Below are 19,667 nucleotides of genomic sequence, written 5' to 3' on the forward strand. Positions count from 1 at the left end.
ACTAAAGGATGGCAACAAAAATTATTGTATCAACTGTTTTTCTTTTAATCCTTGGTTTAGTAATGACAAAGGGCACCCATGAGAAAGATAACATACAAGAAACCCCATTGGTCTATCGCAATCCAACGGTTCAATATATTTTAAAACTTTCCATCCTGTTATTTATTGGTTTCTCGGGTTTTTTGTTATTTTATGACTGGAAATTGTTTATCGGCCTGCTGTTTGTGGGCATCCTTACCGCGAAGTTTACCACAATACCTATTTGGGATAAACTGTTTTACGTTTTGTTTGCCCCCCAGGCGGAATCGCTCGAACAGAAAAAACGCCGTAAGAAAAGAAAATAAAACAGCAGCAAAAACCGGCCCCGGGGCCGGTTTGTTACTTGGGTAATATAATGCTTTCACCTGCATGTTTTTCCACCGCTTTGGTACCTACCGCAGGGGTTACCATGGTTCCCGGTCCGCCCACGCAACCGCCTTCGCAGGCCATGCATTCGATAAAGGTAAAGCCTGCATCCTTTACTTTCTTGGCGGCTGTTTTCAGGGTAGAGAGGCATTGTCCCAACCCCTGCACCTGCAGCACTTCCAGGTTCATATCGCCTAAATGCTTCCGAACGGCGGTGCTTACGCCGCCGGCCCTCGCAAAAAGCCTTCCGTTGGGCGACGCACCGGTCATCTCGGTGGGAGGAAGGGCAGAGAGATCCAAGTCCAAGGCAGAGAAAATGGCTGCCAGTTCCTCAAAGGTTAAGACCAGGTCAATTTCATCACCCTGAGCAGCTTCTGCCTTTTTAGCGATGCAGGGTCCTATAAATACAGTGGTCACCTTATTGTCATAGTTGTCCTTAACTAACTGGCCGGCAACCCGCATGGGGGATAAGGTAGTGGAAATTTTGTCTTTCAGCTCGGGCAATTTTTTAGCCACAGCATTGGTAAAGGCAGGGCAACAGGAGTTGGTCATTAAATTTGTTTTTCCCGCTTGCTCCTTAATTTCATGCGCTTCTTTCTTAGAAACAATATCCGCACCCAGGGCCGCTTCAACCACATCATCAAAGCCCAGCTGCAGCAAGGCTGTTTTAATTTGTTCCGGTGTGATTTTAGGACCAAATTGGCCCGCGATGGAGGGGGCAATGATGGCCACATGGTGTTGTTCTTTAACCCGCAGGGAGCAAATGACGTCCAACATTTGTGAAAGATCGGTGATGGCTCCAAAGGGACAAACCGTTACACATAAACCGCAGGATACACATACATCGTTATCAATGATCGCCTTACGGGAGTCGTCAACCTTGATAGCCCCTATGGCACAGGCCCTTTCACAGGGGCGAGTAATTTCAATAATGGCGTTATAGGGACAAGCTTTGGCGCATTTGCCGCATTCCACACAAGAAACTTGATCAATAAAGGCCCGGTTCTGGATCACAGAAATTGCTTTTTTAGGGCAGCTGTTGCGGCAGGGGTGAGCCACACAGTTTTGGCAGGCGTCCGTTACGATATACTTATTTAACGAGCAGCCGTTGCAAGCTTCGGAAATTACGGTAACCGGGTGATTGACCTGGGTTAACCCAACAGCGATTTTAATCCGTTCTTCTACAATGGCTCTTTCTTTATGAATACAGCACCGGTAACGTGCAGGTCCATCGGGAATGATTTCCTTAACCAATGCCGATATATCCATCTCAAAGGGAGCATCCAAAGGATGGTTAAGAGCCCAGCGGGCGATCCTGGTAAAGTTATCTCTGCGGAGTTTTGTTACTTCCGAAACAGGATTCATGCAATCTCCTCCCAATAGTATCTGCTTGTGCAAATTATCTCATGTTTTTCAGGTAGAAGTCAATTTGATAGCAATATGTTGTAATTTATCAAAATATCAATTGATTTAGAAAATACAATGATAGCAATCTATTGTTGATAAAATATTTAAACAATTGCCAATTGGAGATAATGTTATGTTTTTTGTATTTCGCATGTTGATTTATATAGTTGAAATGATTTAGCATATAAGATAGTCGACGCACATAAATAGTTTAATACGTCATACTACAAAATGTAAGTCATTTTTTATTTAAAAGTATTTGAAGTTTTGTAATAAGATACCAGGCATGGCCGGTTTCTTAAAGAAAAATGAAAACTCCGGATTCTGGCAAGGATTTTGTACTTATCCTCAGAATATAATAGAATTGTAGTATTGCCGTGCATGCACCGGTTGGGAGGTGAGAGATCTTGACATTGCGTATCGGAGTCCTATGTGGTGGTCGGTCAGCGGAAAGACAGGTTTCTTTACGAAGCGGCGAAGCTGTTTACAGAGCATTGCTTGCAGCCGGGTATAACCATGTAACTAAGATAGATGTAGGTTTTGACCTGGTGGAGCAGCTAAAGGAAAATAAAATTGAACTGGCTTTTCTGGCCTTGCATGGAAAGTACGGTGAGGACGGAACCATTCAGGGTTTGCTGGAGATGTTGAATATCCCCTATACCGGAAGCGGCGTCCTGGCCAGTGCACTGGCCATCAACAAAATTGCCACTAAGAAAATATTTAAGATGGAGGGGATTCCGACCCCGCACTTCACTGTGGTCACCCGCAGGGAAGTGCTGGATACAGGCTTGGAACAAGCAGCCGCCAGGGCTTTAAAGGAAGTGGGCGTTCCCGCTGTGGTAAAAGCTAACACCCAGGGTTCTACCATCGGAATTTCCTTTGTCCATGAGCAAGAAAAAATGAGCGCTGCCATACAAAGCGCTCTGGAATATGATCATGACGTTTTAATTGAAGAATTTATATCCGGTATGGAAGTGACCGCATCGGTGTTAGGAAACCATGATCCCATTGCGTTACCTCTGATAGAGATAACCTCCGTCAAGGGAATTTACGATTATGAGGCCAAGTACACCCCTGGCATGAGTGACCATATCATTCCACCCAGACTGCCGGAAGAGACACAAAAGAAAATTCGGGAACTGGCAGTAAAGGCCTTTTTAGCCCTGGGTTGCAGAGGTTTGGGTCGCGTTGATTTTATGGTAAAAGGCGGCGAAGCCTTCGCCCTGGAAATCAACACTTTACCGGGTATGACTGCCACCAGCCTGTTTCCGGACGCGGCAAAACATGCCGGCATCGAGTTTCCGGAGTTGGTTCGTCGCATTGTTCAACTGGCCTGGGAACAATCGTAATCACCGGAGAATCATCAGAGAGAGGCGGATCCAGTCCGTCTTTTTCTGTTTATACCACTGAAAAATGGTTAAACATACTGCAAGGGTTGTGATTTTATTAACTTTATGCAATTCCAGGCAGGATTTTGGTCATCCCAGGCAGAATTGTCTTACTAATCTGCCCATTTGAAGGGCGCACTAACGGGGGTGGCAGAATTGGAAAACAAAGAAAAGGAAGTCCGTTGCATTATGTGTGGCCGGGTGATCGTGATTGAGAAATCCTTTGACCCGTGGGAAGAAGAGGATGATTTTATTCCGAAACCCAAGAAATCCGTATCCTTTTGCCAGCTTTGCGAAGCCAAGTTACGCAAAGAATCGGACGATCAGATGAAGGGTACCAAACCCATGTAAAGATAAAAGGTAAAACCCTTATTAATTGACCGGAGGTGTTGTCGTGCAGCGTGGGTCACGGTTTTCCCTTGGCCTTGTTATTCTTGTGGGAGCTTTACTCCTTTCACTGGTTGGCTGGGGGGCTGGACTATACATCGATTGGCTGTGGTTTAGCGCTTTAAAGTATCCACAGGTCTTTATAACTAAAATCCTATCTGAAATCGGACTACGGGTTCTCATTGGAGCCATTATGTTTGTTTTGTTGCTTGTCAACCTGATGTTGACCAAAAAGTCAGTGCTGCAAGCAATACAGTCCTCAAAATCCTTCCGTCCCTTTTACCATGACGACGACAATGTCATCACCATTAATCAGCCCAATTATCCGAACTGGCGCGAACAAATAACGCCCGGGCGGTTGACTGCCGTTTTTGCCGCTGTCAGTTTGGTGCTGGGTTTTCTCTACAGCACCACCGTTACCGGTCAATGGACCACTGTACTCAAGTATTTTAATCAAACGGTCTTTGGCTCTGCAGATCCAATTTTTAACAAAGATATTGGTTTTTATGTCTTTAGTTTGCCCTTTTATGAATTCCTTTACAGATTATTGGCCTCTGCAATCTTTATCAACATCCTGTTAGTGGCCCTGGTTTACTTGGTCACCGACACAGCCAGGGGAGGCCTGGCCAAGATCTTCCGTTTCCCTGCCGCCAGGTATCACCTGTCTGTTCTGGCAGCCCTGTTCTTTATTTTGAAGAGCTGGGGGTACCGGTTGGACCAGTTCGGTCTCCTGTATTCAACCGGAGGAGTGGTCCATGGAGCCGGTTACACGGATATTCATGCCACTTTGCTGGCCTATAAGGTCTTAACCGTCCTTTCGCTGATCACTGCCCTGGTGATCATTGCCAACATTTTTCTCAAGCGGTTTCGGCTGGCTGCCTATGCCATCGGAGGTTTATTATTGGCCTCCATTCTGCTGGGCGGCGTCTACCCGGCAATTATTCAAAAATTTGTGGTTCTGCCCAACGAATTCACCCGGGAAGCGCCCTATATCGCCAACAATATCAAGTTAACCCAACAGGCCTATCAATTAGATACCATTGAGCAAAGGGACTTTCCCGCCGGACGTACTTTACAGGCTAGGGACATCCAGGAAAACCGCAACACCATTGAGAACATTCGCCTGTGGGACTGGCGCCCGCTGCAGCAGACCTACAGCCAGTTGCAGGAGATGCGGTTGTATTATGAATTTAAGAACATTGATATTGACCGCTACCAAATAGACGGTCAATACCGCCAGGTGATGCTGGCCCTGCGGGAAATGAATCAGGACCAACTGCCCCAGCAGGCCAAGACCTGGATCAACCAGCGTTTAAAATACACCCACGGGTACGGGGTCGCCATGAGTCCGGTCAACGAAGTATCCGGTGAGGGACTGCCCCATTTTTTCCTGAAAGACATTCCCCCGGTGGCCACCACCGGCATTAAAGTAACCCGGCCGGAGATATATTACGGCGAATCCGATGACGGCTACGTCATTGTCAACACCAAAACAGAAGAGTTTGACTACCCCAAGGGCGACGGCAACGCCTACAGCAAATATGAGGGTACCGGCGGGGTGAAGATCAACTCCATTTTCCGAAAACTTCTGTTTGCCATCAACTTTGCGGATTACAAGCTGCTGTTGACCAGCGACATTACCAATGACAGCCAGGTGCTGTTTTACCGGAATATTAAGGAACGGGTTCCCAAAATCGCGCCTTTCCTGAGCTACGACAGCGATCCTTACCCGGTCATCAACGCCCGGGGCGAAATTATCTGGCTGTGGGATGCCTATACCGTCAGTGACATGTATCCTTATTCCGAGCCCTTTGACAACAGGGGCAACAACTATATCCGAAATTCCGTCAAAGTGACCGTAAACGCTTATAACGGGGATGTCAATTTCTACATTGCCGATGCCAGAGACCCCATCATTCAAACCTACAGCAAAATATTCCCCGGTATGTTTAAATCCCTGGATCAAATGCCCTCGGATTTGCGGTCCCATATCCGGTATCCAGAAGATTTATTCCTGATTCAGTGCCGCATGTATACACTGTATCATATGACCGACCCGCAGGTCTTCTATAACAGGGAAGACAAGTGGACGCTGCCCACCGAAAAGGTTGGCACCGAAGAAAAGCCCATGGAGGCCTACTACACCATTACGGTATTACCCGGGGAGCAAAAGCCGGAATATATCTTAATAATGCCCTTTAACCCGCAGAACAAGAAAAACATGATCGCCTGGCTGGCAGCCCGCTCCGACGGGGAGAACTACGGCAAGATGATTGTCTACGAGTTCCCCAAACAGGAACTTGTTTACGGCCCCATGCAGATAGAAGCCAGAATCGACCAGGATACCACCATTTCACAACAGCTAACCCTCTGGGATCAGCGGGGTTCATCGGTCATCCGGGGGAACTTGCTGGTGATTCCGGTGAAAGACTCGCTGCTTTATGTTGAACCCCTGTACCTGCAGTCCGAACAAAGTAAAATGCCGGAACTGCGCAGGGTCATTGTGGCCTCCGGCGACAAAATCGTCATGGAACCCACCCTGGACCTGGCCCTGCAGAGGATCTTTGGTGAAGGAGCAGCTTTGCCTGCCCCGCCAAAACAGGGGGCGCCTCCCCAAACCGGACAAACGGGCCAACAGCAGCCTGCTCCTCAGGCCACCCTAAAAGAATTGGCTGCCGAAGCAAACCGACTTTACGATGAGGCCCAGGCCAGACTTAAAGCCGGAGACTGGTCCGGTTACGGCCAATCCTTAAACCAGCTCAAAGAAATTCTGACAAAACTTCAAGAGCAAACATCTCAGTAGGACAACGGGACTGCAAACAATGCAGTCCCGTTTTTTATGTTTAATAAATTGTACAAATTATCGTTTAAGAATTGCACTGAATTGATTGACATTTATATTGACAGCCCTTGACCGGCTCGGCTACAATTGTTTTAAGTTGTTCATAATAACTTTAACGGAATACGGGGGTGGCGTGAAGTCTGTAAACTTTATTCTAAATGTTCTTTCTGTTTAACTGTCCAAGTAATCAACGTGGAGGTAATATGATGAGAAGAGTGAGAGTGAGCAAGGGTATTTTATTACTGGTAGCCCTCTTAATCCTGAGCCTGATTGCCGGCTGCAGCAGCCAGGAAAGCAAACCCAAAGCACAGGAAGCCGATGTGATCAAGATCGGCGGTAACTATGAATTAAGCGGACAGGTGGCCACCTTTGGTAACTCAGCCAAAAACGGCATTAATTTGTATTTTGATGAAGTGAACGCCAGGGGTGGAGTGTTGGGCAAGAAAATAGAATTTATCTGCCTTGACAACAAAAGTGAGGCCACAGAGGCTGCCAACGTAGCTACCAGATTGATCAACCAGGAAAAAGTGGTTGCTATCCTTGGCGCCATTACCTCCGGCAACACCATGGGCTTCTCCCAAATCTGTATGGATAACAAGATCCCCGTCATCACCACCGGCGGCACAAACCCGGACGTCACTGTGGATCCCGCTACCGGTAAAGTTCGTGAATATGTTTTCCGTTCGGTATTTATCGATCCCTTCCAGGGGACGGTAATGGCAACCTTTGCCACCAAAACTTTAGGCGCTAAAACCGCAGCTGTTTATGTGGAGAACAATTCTCCCTACAGTAAAGGTCTTGCCGATTTCTTTATTAAATCCTTTGAGAAACAGGGCGGCAAAATCGTAGCCAAAGAAGCCTTCTTAACCGAGGACCAGGATTTCAGCGCCACCCTGACCAAAATTAAAGCCTTAAAGCCCGATGTAATTTACGTTCCTGCCTACTACGAACAAGTAGGTAAAATTGTCAAGCAGGGTCGTGACTTGGGCATTACGGTACCTTTCATGGGCGGCGACGGTTGGGATTCTCCCAAGCTGGTCGAAATTGCCGGGGCCAAAGCTCTTAACGGCTGCTACTTCAGCAACCACTACTCTCCGGATTCCCAGGATCCTGCTGTACAGGAATTCGTGAAAAAGTACAAGGCCAAGTATAACAACGAAACCCCCGATGCCCTGGCAGCCCTGGCCTATGATGCAGCCATCCTGATTGTGAAGGCCATTGAACAGGCCGGCTCTGCGGAACCTGAAAAGATTAAGGACGCTCTGGCCGGCTTGAAAGATGTGCAGGCGGTGACCGGCAAATACACCTTCGACGCCAACCACAACCCCGTGAAGGGCGCCGCCATCCTTGAATTAAAAGACGGCAAGCAGGTATTTAAGGAGCAAATCAATCCCTAAACGTATATCCATAATCCTTTAAAGCTATAAGTAATGACGGGCTTTTATCAAGAGAAGCCCGTTATTATTTTTTAGCAACCACCGCTTTTTTACTTAATTTAAGAAGGCATTAATTTACCTACCTGCCCAATTCTGTAACTGGTTCTGTTTCTGCTTTCAAATGCAAGTTTTGTATCCAATAATTTAAACTTATGGTAAAATAGCCTAAAGGCGAAACAGAGGGGTGATAGGGTGATTCAACGTGTTGCAGTATTGACAGGCGGTGGGGATGCCCCCGGCTTAAATGCAGTGATTCGTGCCATTGTTAAGACTGCCGTCAGGGAATATGGTATTGAGGTGATCGGTTTTCGGGACGGATTTAAAGGTGTAATGGAAAACCGTGTTACTTTATTAACTGAGGCAGAGGTGTCGGGCATCTTGCCTCGTGGTGGTACCATTCTGGGAACCACCAACCGCGACAACCCATTTCATTACCAGGTTGCTGAAGGAAAATTCGAGGACAGATCCGATCAGTGCATCGAGACGATTAAAGAATATGCCGATGCTTTAATTGTTATTGGTGGGGACGGCTCCCTTTCCATCGGGTACGACCTGGCCCAAAAGGGTCTCCATGTTGTAGGATGTCCTAAAACCATTGACAATGACCTGGCGGTGGGGCAGGCCAAGACCTTTGGTTTTGACACCGCCTACGCCTTTGCCACCGAAGCCCTGGACAGGCTCCATGCAACGGCTGAATCTCATCACAGGATTATTGTTCTGGAAGTAATGGGCCGCTACGCCGGGCATATCGCCCTGCACGCCGGACTGGCGGGCGGGGCGGATGTTATTCTGCTTCCTGAAATACCCTTTACCTACGAAAAAATAATAGCTAAAATTAACGAACGGTTAAGTCAGAATAAACGTTTTAGTCTGGTGGTGGTTGCCGAGGGCGCCAAACCTCTGGGGGGAGAAATGGTGGTGCAAAAGGTTATTACGCAAAGCACAGACCCCATCCGGCTGGGCGGGATCGGTGAAGTGGTGGCCAGGGAACTGGAAAGAAGAACGGGTATCGAATCGCGGGTCACCGTTTTAGGCCACTTGCAGCGTGGTGGCAGCCCCACCCCCTATGACCGCATCCTGGCCACCCGGTATGGCGTGGCCGCCATGGATTTGGCTGCCCGGGGACAGTTTGGTTACGTGGTTTCCCTGGACGGGGAACACCTCAAGCCCGTTCCCCTGGCGGAGGTTGCCAAAGGTATTCGCAAAGTGGATGTAGAAGGGGAACTGGTGAAAGCTGCCAGGAAAATTGGCATATGCCTGGGCGATTAATCTGTTTAAAATCCCAAACGAGAGGTGTTCGGTATGATTCGCAATTACATTGAATTGGCTGTGGAAGAAATGCTGGATGATCTATTAAAAAAATATGCCGAAAAAAATCCAGATACCTGTCTCTGTCCAAGGTGCCGCTTGGATATCATGGCCATTGCCCTGAATAACCTGCCAACCCGCTATGTTGCCACCGACGAAGGCAGTATTTACACAAAGGTAGCCATGGAACAGGTGGGGGGCAGGGCCGAGATTGCAGCCGCCATCTTAAACGCCATACAAATTGTAAAAAATAACCCGAGACACTAAAGTTTAGACAAAGTAAAGCGTATATCAGATAAAAATGTTTACCAATATACTCCTTTGTTAATACTTCTATTAGTTGTTATTAAAAAGGAGTGTTTTTTATGCGAATTGGCATCTTCACAGACAGCTATAAGCCCTATATTGGCGGCGTGGTTCGCTCCATTGAAATCTTTACCGAGGAACTGAGAAATCTTGGTCATAAGGTTACCATATATGCTCCTAACTACCCAGGGGTGGATAAAGAGAAGGATGTCTTCCGGTTTCCTGCCATTCCTACCCCCACATACAAAGGATTTTACCTGGCCATTCCCTTTGCAACAGGTCTGGAACATTTTTTGGAACAAAACCTGCCGGATGTGATCCATGTTCATTCTCCTTTTATGCTGGGCAGATTGGGGGCGAGGGTGGCCAAAAAACTGGGCGTCCCTTTAGTCTTCACATTTCATACTCTGTATGATCAGTATACCCATTATGTTCCCTTTGCCAGGGAACTCAGCAAAGGAATCACCCGCAAAATGTGCGTAGATTTTTGCAATCGCTGTGATCTGGTAATTACACCCACTGAAAACATCAGCAACCACATCCGAAACATGGGTGTAAAGTCCAACGTCAAATGGCTTCCTACGGGTATTCAACTGGATGAGTTTGCCGGTGTGGACAGGGCCTGGCTCAGACAAACATATGGCCTGGGGGACGATGAAATCATTTTGCTTTCGGTGGGGCGAACCGGCAAAGAAAAAAATATCCCCTTTTTATTGGATTGCTTTGCGGAGGTTCGTAAGCGATATCCCAATACAAAACTGGTATTGGTGGGGGAAGGCCCCGAATTGGAGAATTTAAAAAAATATGCCCGAAATCTTGGTTTAACAAACCACGTCATTTTTACCGGCAAATTAACCCGGGATGACCTGATTAAAGCCTATGGCGGGGCGGATTTGTTTATCTTTGGTTCAATGACCGAGACCCAGGGCATCGTAATTGCCGAAGCCAAGGCGGCAGGTCTGCCGGTGGTGGCTGTCAATGCCTACGGGGTGGCCAATATGGTGGTGGACGGGGAAGACGGTTTTTTGGTCAGCCCCGAACTCCATTCCTTCGTTGATAAAATGATTCTTCTCATAGAAGACATTGCATTGAGAAAGCGGATGAGTGAAAGGGCGCTAATAAATGTACAACAACTTTCTTCCCGCAAGTGCGCGGAAAAATTAATCACTTATTATGAATGTCTGTTGAGTGATTCAAACAGCGTAAAAGTACAGGTGAAAGCACAAAAATAACCCCCTCATTGGGGTTTATTTTTACAAGACCGGTGCTCCTTTTTTAGCTGTGTAAGTACATTGATCATCTCGTCCAACTGGTCCTCATATAACTCGAAAGAGATGGTCTGCCTGCTGGCCCCATCCATATTGTCCCTGGTGGTGATTTTTACCAGAACGGTTTCCAGAGAGGGGTATTGGGGGCTGGCCGGTTTTACCACCCGTTGGGCAGCGAACTGCTCCAAAACATTGCCGATGCAGGTACGGTAAAAATTGTAGGCATTCTGCAGACCGGTGGTTATGATCTGTTGTTTGACAGTATTTATTTTTTTCTGCAAAATACCGTAATTTGTCTTGCCTTCGTCCTGGGCCTGCTTTAACATCTGCTCTTCCTGGTTATCCAGCAGCTTTACTGTGATATCCACAACTTCCTCCGTGACCGCTTGAACCCTGGCCGAAGAGTATTGTGCAAAGGCCTCCCTGATTTGCGGAGAAGCATCAAAGGAGATGGCTGTTTCTTTATAATTAAAGGAAAAGGTGGCCAAACCCTGTTTCATCAATCGCCCTACAATTGCAGTAATGTCGCTAAATATTTCTGTATTTTTATTAATGACTTCTTGCTCCAAATGAACCACGTTATTTTGCTCCGTCATTAAAAACTTCCTCCTTGAAGATTTTCTTCTTGCTATTATACCCCGGTACAAAGGTTCAATAAGAGTTCTCTCTATCCTTTGAAGGAATTAAAATTACGACGTGGAAAAAAATAAAGTAGAACGTAATACAAATGGAGAGAGGAGATCCAAGATGGTATTACCAATATTAAAAGCTTTAATTGACTGGGACTATGATTTTGAAAAGGAATTTCAAAACAGAGAAAAGGGATATACCTTCGTTATTGATGCCTGGGAAAGTCCTAAGCTTGCCTTGTATAAATTTACACCCTTTGGCATCAAATGCGACCACACAGAGATTCAACCCCCTGTTGAAATGCTGGAAGCAGCCATGCAGGCGCAAAAGGAGACCAGAGAACGTATATACAAAATTAACCAGGAAATCCGGGAGTGGATTGAAAAGAATTTATTGGCGGAATAATTTGGCGAAATCTTTTTAAAAATGTTTATATATCTGAAAGGAAAAAGAACTTCCAGCATGAATATATAAAATATAACTGGTTGACCAACGATTTAGGAGGTGTTTAGCCTTGCTCAGAGCCATTTGCAGCTTGTTATCGGTGTTTTCTGTAAGTCCCGTGATCGAATTTGTCATTTTCACAGCCCTGGTAGGAATAGTATTTTTAATTCAAATTGTACTCTAAGTTTACATTTATTTTACACCCGGCCATGTTTGGCCGGTTTTTCGTTTTATTACCAAAGAAGGTTTATAGTCTAAGAAATGCCATACCGTAAATATACTATATCCCGGCCCGCCGCCGCAACCTGATAACACCCTGAACCCGACAATGCAATAAAATACATAAGGGCTAAGACTTATCTTCAAGTCTTAGCCCTTATGATGCTGTTTGTGGTTAACTGACTGCCGCCATATTTTGCTGCAGTTTTTCTTTCACTTCTTCCCAGACCACAATCTCAGCTTTGGCAAAGCCATTGAATGTGGTGGCAGATGCCGAAGAGTAGGCGCCGCAGTTGGGAACAAGGATTAAATCGTCCACTTCCAGGGGGACAGTCTTCCGGTCGCGGAACACAATATCCAAAGAATCGCAGCTGGGTCCGGCAAAGATTGCTTCAATTTCAGGACCTTTTTTCGTTTTAGCTGTTTCCATTTCGTATTCCCAATGGTCAAAAAGAATCCCGGAAAATGTGCCGTACAGGCCTTCATCCAGATAATACCATTGTTTACCGTTTCTTACCTGAGTACCAATGACCCTGGTAATTAAATTCATGGTTGTCCCGCTGATGAATCTGCCCGGCTCCGTCCAAATTTCGGTATGGGGGAACAGCTTGGCCAGTTGTTTCTGAATTTGTTCCACCATGGCGATCACGTCGATATTTAAATCACCCGTCGGAATGGGAAAACCCCCACCGATATCTAAAATGCGAAGTTTAATTCCCTCGCGGGCGGCTGCATCAAAGATCCGGCGTGATACAGATAAGGCGTAGAGATACGCTTCCGCAGCGGTATTCTGGCTTCCTACATGAAAGCAAAGACCGGCCGCATCCAGACCTCTATCCCTGGCCCGGCGAAGCAGTGCAAGGGCTTCCCGTGGGTCAGTACCGAATTTTTTGTTTAAATCAACCAGGGAGGTGTTATTATCAATTCTGATACGCAGTAATACCGTAGCCCCGGGTATAAAACCAGCAATTTTGTCGATTTCACTTTCGCTGTCATAAGTAAATTGCCGCACTCCCATTTTTTGGGCAGCAGCCAACCCCCTCGGGGTTTTTACCGGATTAGCGTAAACCATTCGTTCCGGAGGAATCCCCATTTCACTTAACGCATAAATCTCACCGTCGGACGCTACATCGAAGGAGGAACCCAAATCAGCCAGTTTTTTGATAAGGCGAGGTTCAGGATTTGATTTCATGGCATAAAAAACCTTCACACCGGGAAGGTGCTGTTGGAAAAACTTATAGTTGTATTCCACCTGACTTAGTGACAATACGAGGATTGGGGTAGCATAACGTTCAGCAAGTCTTTCCACTGCGTTCCAAGATAATTTAAAGGGTTGTTTCACCGGTCATTCCCCCGAAGAAAAAACTTTTGTTTTTACACACAAAATTAATTGTACCATACATTGACCGATATGCAATATAAATGAATAAACTGTAATGGGGAACTGAATTAGTCAAACTGTCGCGAAACACAGAAACACCAAAGCCAGGAGCTCTATAAATGCTCCTGGCTTGATAAATTTAGTCCAATGTATAAACCTTTCCGTTTTCTTTTTTCAGCCTGCCTTCCTTAACCAGCCTGTTGGCAACATCCACTAGGACGCCCATTTGTACAATGCCGGCTTTTTTCAGGACCTCACTTTTCCTGGCATCCGGCCCCAACTCTTTGAAAGCCTGGTAGACAACCTCCTTTTTTTCATCTAAAAAAGAGTTAATAAATTGAATGGCTTTCTCGGTATACTGCATATTCTCGGTTAAATAACCCTGGCTGATCAAAAACTTGGTTTCCGGATCTCCCGGCGTACGAACCATCATCAGGTCAATATACAGTTGTTCATTTGTATTCATTATTTACACCTCCTGTTGTTAGGTTCCATAAAAAATCATTTTATCCTCTACAGTAAACCTTACATATTCCTGAAAAATCACAGACAGAATACATTTCTGTGTATATTTAAGGACTTGGGATGCAGGTTTTTCTGACTATCTAGTGAAATATAGAAAGGATTAAGAATGCAGATTTTTGTTTATTATGATAAATGCAAGGGGGTAAGGAGATGAACTGTTTCTGTGGCGCACCGATGCGGGAAACATCAGAGGTGTACCATGCAAAGTGGGGAGAATATCAGGTGAAGATAAACGGCGTGAAGGCATACATATGTGACGGTTGTAATAAATTGGTGTACGACTCCGAAGAGGTCAATTTGTTATTAAATTTAACCGTCTTGCTATCCGGTCTTTCCGAAGATAAGAGGCCGCAAGTCATTGACTTTGAAAAATATAAAACATCCAAAAGGATTGAATGAATGATTGAACATAACATTAAACGCATCCCTGTTGTAGAGAACGGTAAAATTATCGGCATCGTCAGTAGGGCGGACATTATCAGAACCCTTGCCCAATGATTTCATGAAAGCGCCACCGGAGAGTCCGGTAGCGCTTAATTGCAGTTTAAAAAGCAGCGCTTGATCGACGGGGCAATGACTAATGGCTATAGAAATCTCTGCCAGAAAGATTTATACTAATTATCAATACAAGACCACTACGTTAAGTTAGGAAGTGGTTGTCGTGACTATAATTGAAAAATTTTTTCAAATTAAAGCACAGGACCCGATGCCATATTGTCCCCGGGCATTTTTAAGTCAAATATATAACCTTGCTTACAGAAATCAAGGATTTCTCATCGTTAAACTCATGGAACAAGAACAGGCGCCGGTTCATTATTATGCTGACACGCGAAAAGGAAAAATCATTTTTTATAAAAAACACGGCAGCCAGCGGATCTCCACTGAAATAATTGGAACGGTGGAAAGTCTTAAAAAAGAGTTATCGATGATCATGCCGTCTTGACTGCCAGTGTAAAGTTTTTTCCGCGTCAAAACGCTTACGGAAGTGCACCATAAGAGAAGGATCGAACGGAGGTTTGTCCTGGTATTCCCGGAGGCCGATGAAATACTGCAGATATGGGTTCTCTGTGATCTGCTCAACCGTCTCGCGGTCGCTGTATCTACACTTTTCTTGGATGATGAGAGCCCCAAGAGCCACTCGAACGGGTTTAGCTACCTGTCCACGGTTGCCCTTAAAATGTTTAGCGTATCGGTCTTCAATGGTATCCCAGGGGATGATCTTAGCCAATTTGACCCAACGATTGTCAGCCCTCAGTTTACCTTCAAAGGGGAGTATGAATTCTTCGAGATACAGCTGTTTTTCCAATTTATGGAACATATTCTTCCTCCAGGTGCACAATTTTTCCGGCCTTTGCCGCATTTTCCTTGCACCTTATTTCGACAATCATGCTTGTAAACCCTTGTTTTATATGGGGTTGCGATCCTTTCAGCAAACCCTAATTGAACTTGCCATAGGGGATTATTTCCCGGCATTTTTTGTTATGAAGGAGAAACTCCCGGCATTCAATACGGGAGTTTCTCTGCAAGAGTATAATTTTATTTATCTTTGCCGGCATCGGGGAAGAACAGTGGTTCACCGTATTTATCAACGCCGAATTTACCGATAATTTCTTGGGTTTCCTTAGACACCATAAAGTCTACAAAAGCTTTGCCACCCTCGGCGTTTACCTTGCTAAACTTCTCAGGATTCACATTCATTACATGGTAGATGTTGAGTAAGGACTTGTCGCCCTGTTTAAGGATAGCCAGTTTAAGTTTACCCTTTTGAGCCAGGTAGGTAGCCCGGTCTGTCAGGGTGTAGCCCTGTTTTTCGGAAGCAATATTAAGGGTTGCTCCCATGCCGGTCCCGGATTCCTGGTACCACTTCCGGCCCTTGGGTTCCAATTTCGCTTCCTGCCACAGGCTAAGCTCTTTTTTATGGGTGCCGGAGTCGTCACCGCGAGAAATAAAGATGGCACCCTTGTCAAAGATCTTTTTCATAGCCTCAGCAGTGGTTTTTGCTTCCTTGATACCGGCCGGGTCATTTTCGGGACCGACCAAAATAAAGTCGTTATGCATCACCAGAGAGTAGTTGACAGCCACACCGCTGTCCACCAGGGGTTTTTCAGATTTGGGGGCGTGGGTCAGCAGTACGTCAGCTTCACCTTTTTCACCCATCTTTAAGGCAGCACCGGTACCAACGGCAATTACCTTAAGTTTATAGCCGGTTTTCTTTTCAAATTCAGGTTGCAGTACGTCTAATAAGCCGCTGTCCTGGGTGCTGGTGGTGGTGGCCAGAATTACTTCCTTGTTGGCTGCAGGTTTGGTTTCTTCCTTTTTGGCTTCTTCCTTGGAAGCCTGCTGCCGGGCACAGCCGGCAAATACCAGCATAACCAGTGTTAACAACAGGGCAATCAGCGTGGTGATACGTTTTTTCATGATAACAACCTCCGGGTTTTATAATTTTTTGCCTTCCTCAGAATTGAATTTTTCTTCCAGTGCCCTGGCGTAAACCATCACCATATGGTTATTGGTTAACACAGTACACTAAAAAATAAATAAAAAGCCGTGTACTGTGCGAAAAGACAAGTACACGGCGACATGACCGCTGTCAAATCCCTCCTTTCCGCACCGGGAGGCCTGTCCGTTTCCAAACAAACCCTATCGGCTTAAGGGCCATAACCGGTTGTGATCGTAGGCCCATAAGCTCGGAGCAAATATTAAATTTTTCCTATTATGTTTCTTTGACTTTTAAGGTACAATATTAATTTTATTAAATTAATTCTATTAAAACATTCAGATTCCTTTAAACATTGATATTTTTTCTGTATTTTTTCTTCATTCCTTCATTATGCAAACTTTATTCCTAATATTATTTTGCAGACATCATAGCTTATTTGTTTTTTAAAAGGGATAATTTAAATTGCATAGAATTATTGCACAGAATCGTCCTGTCATTTGCCAACCGGGATCGTTTTACCATTGCTGATCAGGTCATCCTGTTGAAATCCTTTGACCAGGCCTTTAAGGACCTGGTTATCGACCAGGAAAGTTACTTTGATTATGTTATTTTTACCTGTTGTTTGTTGAGTTTTCAGCAAATATTATGTATTCTTGTCATCTGGCCATTGCTTATCCCTCCTGATTTTGATACTGTAAAAGAAAAGTAATGACCTTTTCCTTAGCTTTACCATAGAGTAGTGTTTTAAAAGACTCCATATTAAAGGACTATAGGACTGAGTGGTTGCTAACCATTCAACCATTTCCGGGCTGTGTTCCTAAGGATTAGCTATGGGACCTCATGCCAAGGCGAAGCGGCCTAAGGGTTTAAATGGAAACGTTTAGACCTTCCTTAATGGAAAGGAAGAAAATTTCATACCCAGTAAATTAGCGCCTACGTTAAGCCGCTGTCTTCTCAGCGGTTTTTTGTTTTCAGTATGTCTTAACCGCAAAACAAGGTGATAGAAACAGGAAATTCTAACACCTTGATGATTAAAATACAAAAAATAATAAGGAGGTAACGGCTGATGAAGAAAATATGGGTAATGCTAGGTATTATGATATTTGCGTTTGCTGCTTTAACCGGCTGCGGGGATGAAAAAGAAAAAGGAAAACCCCAGGCTCAACCGGTAAACCTGACTATTTCAGCAGCAGCCAGTTTAAAGGATGCGGCCCTGGAGTTAAAGGAACTCTATGGAAAGCAACATGCTAATGTAACCATTGCTTATAATTTTGGAGCATCCGGTACGTTGCAAAAACAAATTGAAGAAGGTGCCCCGGTAGATATGTTTATCTCGGCCGGCCAAAAACAAATGGATGAACTGGCTGTAAAAGGTTTAATTGTAGATGGTTCACGTAAGGATCTGTTGGGGAATGAACTGGTATTAGTGGCCCGAAAAGATTCCAAGATTGCCGGATTCGAAGATCTGGCCAAACCGGAAGTTGGCAAGGTCAGCATAGGCACACCGGAGTCTGTCCCGGCCGGTAAATATGCCCAGGAGGCTCTGACAACCATGAAATTATGGGATGCTCTTCAGCCTAAGTTGGTACTGGCCAAGGATGTATGGCAGGTGCTGACCTATGTGGAAACCGGTAATGCTGATGCTGGCCTGGTCTATCGCTCAGATGCCATAACCGCAAAGGAATCGAAAATAGTCACTCCGGCTCCAGCCAGTTCCCACAAGCCTATCGTTTACCCGATGGCAATTCTCAGGAACACAAAACAGCAAAAAGCAGCGGAGGAGTTCGCCTCATTCTTGGCCAGTGAGGAAGCAGCCAAGGTGTTTGAAAAATATGGCTTTAAATCACTAAAGAGATAACAGGGTGGTGTTATGTTCATACAATTAACTGACTGGTCTCCGGTGTTCCTTTCCTTGCGGACGGCTCTCATAGCAGTTGTAGTTGTTACTATCCTGGGATTGCCCCTATCTCGACTTATGGCTCGCAGGGAATTTCCCGGAAAAGACTTGCTGGAATCGGCCATTACCCTGCCAATGGTACTGCCGCCTTCGGTTATCGGCTACGGGCTGCTTATATTGATCGGCAAGAACGGTTTACTGGGTAAAGTCCTGAGCGAAATGGGTATTACCATCATTTTTACCTGGTGGGCGGCGGCATTGGCGTCCACCGTGGTGGCCTTCCCCCTTATGTACCAGAGCGCCAAAGCGGCTTTTAAAAGCGTGGATATAAGCTTAGAAAAGGCAGCCAGAACCCTGGGGGCCGGCGAGGTGAGGATTTTCTTTACCATCACGCTTCCCTTGGCCTGGCCGGGAATCCTGGCGGGACTCGTATTATCCTTTGCCAGGGCTCTGGGGGAATTTGGTGCTACGTTAATGGTGGCGGGTAACATACCGGGACAGACTCAGACCATACCGGTGGCCATTTTCTTTGCTGTGGATGCCGGAGATAATGATACCGCCAGAACTCTGGTAACAATCGTGACCATCTTTAGTTTCTTGGTTATTTTCTGGGTTAACCGCTGGGCCAAAAGACAAAATTACTAAGTGGGTGATAACAATGTTAGAAGCGTCATTCAGGAAAAAATTATGGCATTTCACCCTGGAGATAAAAATAAAATCAGACAATCAAATCGTGGTACTGTGGGGTCCATCCGGTTCCGGGAAAACAACCGTCTTACACTGCCTGGCCGGCCTGTTTAATCCCTCCTCTGGTAGTATCAGAATTAACGACAGAATCATCTATTCATCTGAACAAAATATTAATGTCCCTACTCGCTTTCGCAACATTGGTTACCTTTTTCAGGATTACGCCTTATTTCCCCATATGACAGTGAAGGAAAATGTTTTATACGGTTTGAAAAGCCGCAGTGGAAATAATGCTCTTTCGGCACAAGAACCGATGGAATTGCTTAATTTCTTTGGCGTAGGGCACCTCGTGAACCGTTATCCCCGGCAGTTATCGGGCGGGGAAAAACAGCGAGTAGCCCTGGCCAGAGCCCTAGTGGTCCGCCCGGAGTTACTGCTTCTGGACGAACCTTTCAGTGCTTTAGATAAACGCACCAGGATAAGTTTAAGACATGAATTGAAAAACCTCCACCGAAGATGGCAGATTCCCTTTATACTGGTAACCCATGACGAGGAAGAGGCAGAATTCCTTGGGGACGAAATTATTTCTTTAGAAAAAGGGAAATCTAAAAAGATAAACCTTTTAAGAACCACCCGTTCCTGAGTTTGTCTACAACCTGACCTTTTTCTTGGAAATTTTTATTAAAAAAAGGATTTT

General features: G+C 45.5%; 21 protein-coding genes, 1 pseudogene and 2 riboswitches. Of the genes and pseudogenes, 16 read left to right on the top strand and 6 right to left on the bottom strand.

Annotated features, from left to right (window positions below; genetic code table 11):
- Nucleotides 1–8: 8 nt before the first annotated feature.
- Complete coding sequence (locus BUB67_RS01575; protein WP_073234627.1) at nucleotides 9–344, top strand: hypothetical protein; 336 nt, start codon at nucleotides 9–11, stop codon at nucleotides 342–344.
- A gap of 34 nt (nucleotides 345–378) precedes the next feature.
- Here the strand turns inward: BUB67_RS01575 and BUB67_RS01580 are convergent, their stop codons facing one another.
- A complete protein-coding gene (locus tag BUB67_RS01580; protein ID WP_073234630.1) occupies nucleotides 379–1,770 on the bottom strand; it encodes a monomeric [FeFe] hydrogenase in 1,392 nt (463 codons plus the stop codon).
- A 449-nt stretch (nucleotides 1,771–2,219) separates the two neighbouring features.
- Here BUB67_RS01580 and BUB67_RS01585 point away from each other — a divergent pair, with 449 nt between their 5' ends.
- From BUB67_RS01585 to BUB67_RS01615, 7 genes are all read left to right on the top strand, one after another.
- Nucleotides 2,220–3,161 carry a D-alanine--D-alanine ligase gene (locus BUB67_RS01585; RefSeq protein ID WP_073234633.1) on the top strand — a complete coding sequence of 314 codons (942 nt, stop codon included), beginning with the start codon at nucleotides 2,220–2,222 and terminating at the stop codon, nucleotides 3,159–3,161.
- A gap of 195 nt (nucleotides 3,162–3,356) precedes the next feature.
- Entirely contained in the window at nucleotides 3,357–3,551 is a 195-nt protein-coding gene (locus BUB67_RS01590) for a hypothetical protein (protein ID WP_073234637.1), read from the top strand.
- A gap of 43 nt (nucleotides 3,552–3,594) precedes the next feature.
- Nucleotides 3,595–6,390, top strand: a complete 2,796-nt coding sequence (locus BUB67_RS01595; protein ID WP_073234640.1) for a UPF0182 family membrane protein — start codon at nucleotides 3,595–3,597, stop codon at nucleotides 6,388–6,390.
- A gap of 245 nt (nucleotides 6,391–6,635) precedes the next feature.
- Complete coding sequence (locus BUB67_RS01600; RefSeq protein ID WP_143156977.1) at nucleotides 6,636–7,826, top strand: ABC transporter substrate-binding protein; 1,191 nt, start codon at nucleotides 6,636–6,638, stop codon at nucleotides 7,824–7,826.
- Between the two features lie 231 nt (nucleotides 7,827–8,057).
- Nucleotides 8,058–9,134 (top strand): 6-phosphofructokinase, encoded by a 1,077-nt coding sequence (locus tag BUB67_RS01605; RefSeq protein WP_073234646.1) that lies wholly within the window; start codon nucleotides 8,058–8,060, stop codon nucleotides 9,132–9,134.
- A gap of 33 nt (nucleotides 9,135–9,167) precedes the next feature.
- On the top strand, nucleotides 9,168–9,440 hold the full coding sequence (locus tag BUB67_RS01610; protein WP_073234648.1) for a late competence development ComFB family protein: 273 nt from the start codon (nucleotides 9,168–9,170) through the stop codon (nucleotides 9,438–9,440).
- A 98-nt stretch (nucleotides 9,441–9,538) separates the two neighbouring features.
- The gene (locus BUB67_RS01615; RefSeq protein WP_073234651.1) at nucleotides 9,539–10,711 is read left to right on the top strand and encodes a glycosyltransferase family 4 protein; all 1,173 of its coding nucleotides are present in this window, start codon (nucleotides 9,539–9,541) and stop codon (nucleotides 10,709–10,711) included.
- A 5-nt stretch (nucleotides 10,712–10,716) separates the two neighbouring features.
- Here BUB67_RS01615 and BUB67_RS01620 read toward each other — a convergent pair whose 3' ends face one another.
- The gene (locus tag BUB67_RS01620) at nucleotides 10,717–11,343 is read right to left on the bottom strand and encodes a hypothetical protein (protein WP_073234654.1); all 627 of its coding nucleotides are present in this window, start codon (nucleotides 11,341–11,343) and stop codon (nucleotides 10,717–10,719) included.
- A gap of 151 nt (nucleotides 11,344–11,494) precedes the next feature.
- Here BUB67_RS01620 and BUB67_RS01625 point away from each other — a divergent pair, with 151 nt between their 5' ends.
- The gene (locus BUB67_RS01625; RefSeq protein WP_073234657.1) at nucleotides 11,495–11,782 is read left to right on the top strand and encodes a DVU0772 family protein; all 288 of its coding nucleotides are present in this window, start codon (nucleotides 11,495–11,497) and stop codon (nucleotides 11,780–11,782) included.
- A 433-nt stretch (nucleotides 11,783–12,215) separates the two neighbouring features.
- Here BUB67_RS01625 and BUB67_RS01630 read toward each other — a convergent pair whose 3' ends face one another.
- Both BUB67_RS01630 and BUB67_RS01635 read right to left on the bottom strand, forming a co-directional pair.
- The gene (locus BUB67_RS01630; protein ID WP_073234660.1) at nucleotides 12,216–13,382 is read right to left on the bottom strand and encodes a type III PLP-dependent enzyme; all 1,167 of its coding nucleotides are present in this window, start codon (nucleotides 13,380–13,382) and stop codon (nucleotides 12,216–12,218) included.
- Between the two features lie 178 nt (nucleotides 13,383–13,560).
- Nucleotides 13,561–13,887 carry a hypothetical protein gene (locus BUB67_RS01635; RefSeq protein ID WP_073234663.1) on the bottom strand — a complete coding sequence of 109 codons (327 nt, stop codon included), beginning with the start codon at nucleotides 13,885–13,887 and terminating at the stop codon, nucleotides 13,561–13,563.
- A 209-nt stretch (nucleotides 13,888–14,096) separates the two neighbouring features.
- On the opposite strand from BUB67_RS01635, the gene BUB67_RS01640 reads away from it, so the two are divergent.
- The 3 genes from BUB67_RS01640 (at nucleotide 14,097) to BUB67_RS01650 (ending at nucleotide 14,889) form a co-directional block, all read left to right on the top strand.
- The gene (locus tag BUB67_RS01640) at nucleotides 14,097–14,345 is read left to right on the top strand and encodes a hypothetical protein (RefSeq protein ID WP_073234666.1); all 249 of its coding nucleotides are present in this window, start codon (nucleotides 14,097–14,099) and stop codon (nucleotides 14,343–14,345) included.
- The gene (locus BUB67_RS01645; protein WP_238456907.1) at nucleotides 14,346–14,444 is read left to right on the top strand and encodes a CBS domain-containing protein; all 99 of its coding nucleotides are present in this window, start codon (nucleotides 14,346–14,348) and stop codon (nucleotides 14,442–14,444) included. It begins immediately after the preceding gene.
- Between the two features lie 163 nt (nucleotides 14,445–14,607).
- Nucleotides 14,608–14,889 carry a hypothetical protein gene (locus tag BUB67_RS01650; RefSeq protein WP_073234669.1) on the top strand — a complete coding sequence of 94 codons (282 nt, stop codon included), beginning with the start codon at nucleotides 14,608–14,610 and terminating at the stop codon, nucleotides 14,887–14,889.
- An 18-nt stretch (nucleotides 14,890–14,907) separates the two neighbouring features.
- Here BUB67_RS01650 and BUB67_RS01655 read toward each other — a convergent pair.
- Nucleotides 14,908–15,264 (bottom strand): annotated as a pseudogene (locus tag BUB67_RS01655) (transposase); the annotation flags it as partial.
- A gap of 218 nt (nucleotides 15,265–15,482) precedes the next feature.
- Entirely contained in the window at nucleotides 15,483–16,364 is an 882-nt protein-coding gene (locus tag BUB67_RS01660) for an ABC transporter substrate-binding protein (protein WP_073234673.1), read from the bottom strand.
- Nucleotides 16,365–16,528: 164 nt separating this feature from the next.
- A riboswitch (molybdenum cofactor riboswitch) is annotated at nucleotides 16,529–16,651 on the bottom strand.
- Nucleotides 16,652–16,861: 210 nt separating this feature from the next.
- On the opposite strand from BUB67_RS01660, the gene BUB67_RS01665 reads away from it, so the two are divergent.
- From BUB67_RS01665 to BUB67_RS01680, 4 genes are all read left to right on the top strand, one after another.
- Nucleotides 16,862–17,095, top strand: a complete 234-nt coding sequence (locus BUB67_RS01665; RefSeq protein ID WP_143156978.1) for a hypothetical protein — start codon at nucleotides 16,862–16,864, stop codon at nucleotides 17,093–17,095.
- 82 nt (nucleotides 17,096–17,177) lie between these two features.
- A riboswitch (molybdenum cofactor riboswitch) is annotated at nucleotides 17,178–17,307 on the top strand.
- Nucleotides 17,308–17,452: 145 nt separating this feature from the next.
- Complete coding sequence (modA, locus tag BUB67_RS01670) at nucleotides 17,453–18,244, top strand: molybdate ABC transporter substrate-binding protein (protein ID WP_073234679.1); 792 nt, start codon at nucleotides 17,453–17,455, stop codon at nucleotides 18,242–18,244.
- Between the two features lie 12 nt (nucleotides 18,245–18,256).
- Nucleotides 18,257–18,928 (top strand): molybdate ABC transporter permease subunit, encoded by a 672-nt coding sequence (modB, locus tag BUB67_RS01675; RefSeq protein WP_073234682.1) that lies wholly within the window; start codon nucleotides 18,257–18,259, stop codon nucleotides 18,926–18,928.
- A 13-nt stretch (nucleotides 18,929–18,941) separates the two neighbouring features.
- Nucleotides 18,942–19,613 (top strand): ABC transporter ATP-binding protein, encoded by a 672-nt coding sequence (locus BUB67_RS01680; RefSeq protein ID WP_200798102.1) that lies wholly within the window; start codon nucleotides 18,942–18,944, stop codon nucleotides 19,611–19,613.
- Nucleotides 19,614–19,667: the final 54 nt, after the last annotated feature.

This window comes from Desulforamulus putei DSM 12395, assembly GCF_900129195.1.
Classification (GTDB): domain Bacteria; phylum Bacillota; class Desulfotomaculia; order Desulfotomaculales; family Desulfotomaculaceae; genus Desulfotomaculum; species Desulfotomaculum putei.

Coding starts and splice junctions, on each gene's coding strand:
- BUB67_RS01575 (WP_073234627.1), top strand. CDS start 9: ATGGCAACAAAAATTATTGTATCAACTGTTTTTCTTTTAATCCTTGGT.
- BUB67_RS01580 (WP_073234630.1), bottom strand. CDS start 1,770: ATGAATCCTGTTTCGGAAGTAACAAAACTCCGCAGAGATAACTTTACC.
- BUB67_RS01600 (WP_143156977.1), top strand. CDS start 6,636: ATGAGAAGAGTGAGAGTGAGCAAGGGTATTTTATTACTGGTAGCCCTC.
- BUB67_RS01610 (WP_073234648.1), top strand. CDS start 9,168: ATGATTCGCAATTACATTGAATTGGCTGTGGAAGAAATGCTGGATGAT.
- BUB67_RS01615 (WP_073234651.1), top strand. CDS start 9,539: ATGCGAATTGGCATCTTCACAGACAGCTATAAGCCCTATATTGGCGGC.
- BUB67_RS01620 (WP_073234654.1), bottom strand. CDS start 11,343: ATGACGGAGCAAAATAACGTGGTTCATTTGGAGCAAGAAGTCATTAAT.
- BUB67_RS01625 (WP_073234657.1), top strand. CDS start 11,495: ATGGTATTACCAATATTAAAAGCTTTAATTGACTGGGACTATGATTTT.
- BUB67_RS01635 (WP_073234663.1), bottom strand. CDS start 13,887: ATGAATACAAATGAACAACTGTATATTGACCTGATGATGGTTCGTACG.
- BUB67_RS01640 (WP_073234666.1), top strand. CDS start 14,097: ATGAACTGTTTCTGTGGCGCACCGATGCGGGAAACATCAGAGGTGTAC.
- BUB67_RS01645 (WP_238456907.1), top strand. CDS start 14,346: ATGATTGAACATAACATTAAACGCATCCCTGTTGTAGAGAACGGTAAA.
- BUB67_RS01660 (WP_073234673.1), bottom strand. CDS start 16,364: ATGAAAAAACGTATCACCACGCTGATTGCCCTGTTGTTAACACTGGTT.
- modA (WP_073234679.1), top strand. CDS start 17,453: ATGAAGAAAATATGGGTAATGCTAGGTATTATGATATTTGCGTTTGCT.
- modB (WP_073234682.1), top strand. CDS start 18,257: ATGTTCATACAATTAACTGACTGGTCTCCGGTGTTCCTTTCCTTGCGG.
- BUB67_RS01680 (WP_200798102.1), top strand. CDS start 18,942: ATGTTAGAAGCGTCATTCAGGAAAAAATTATGGCATTTCACCCTGGAG.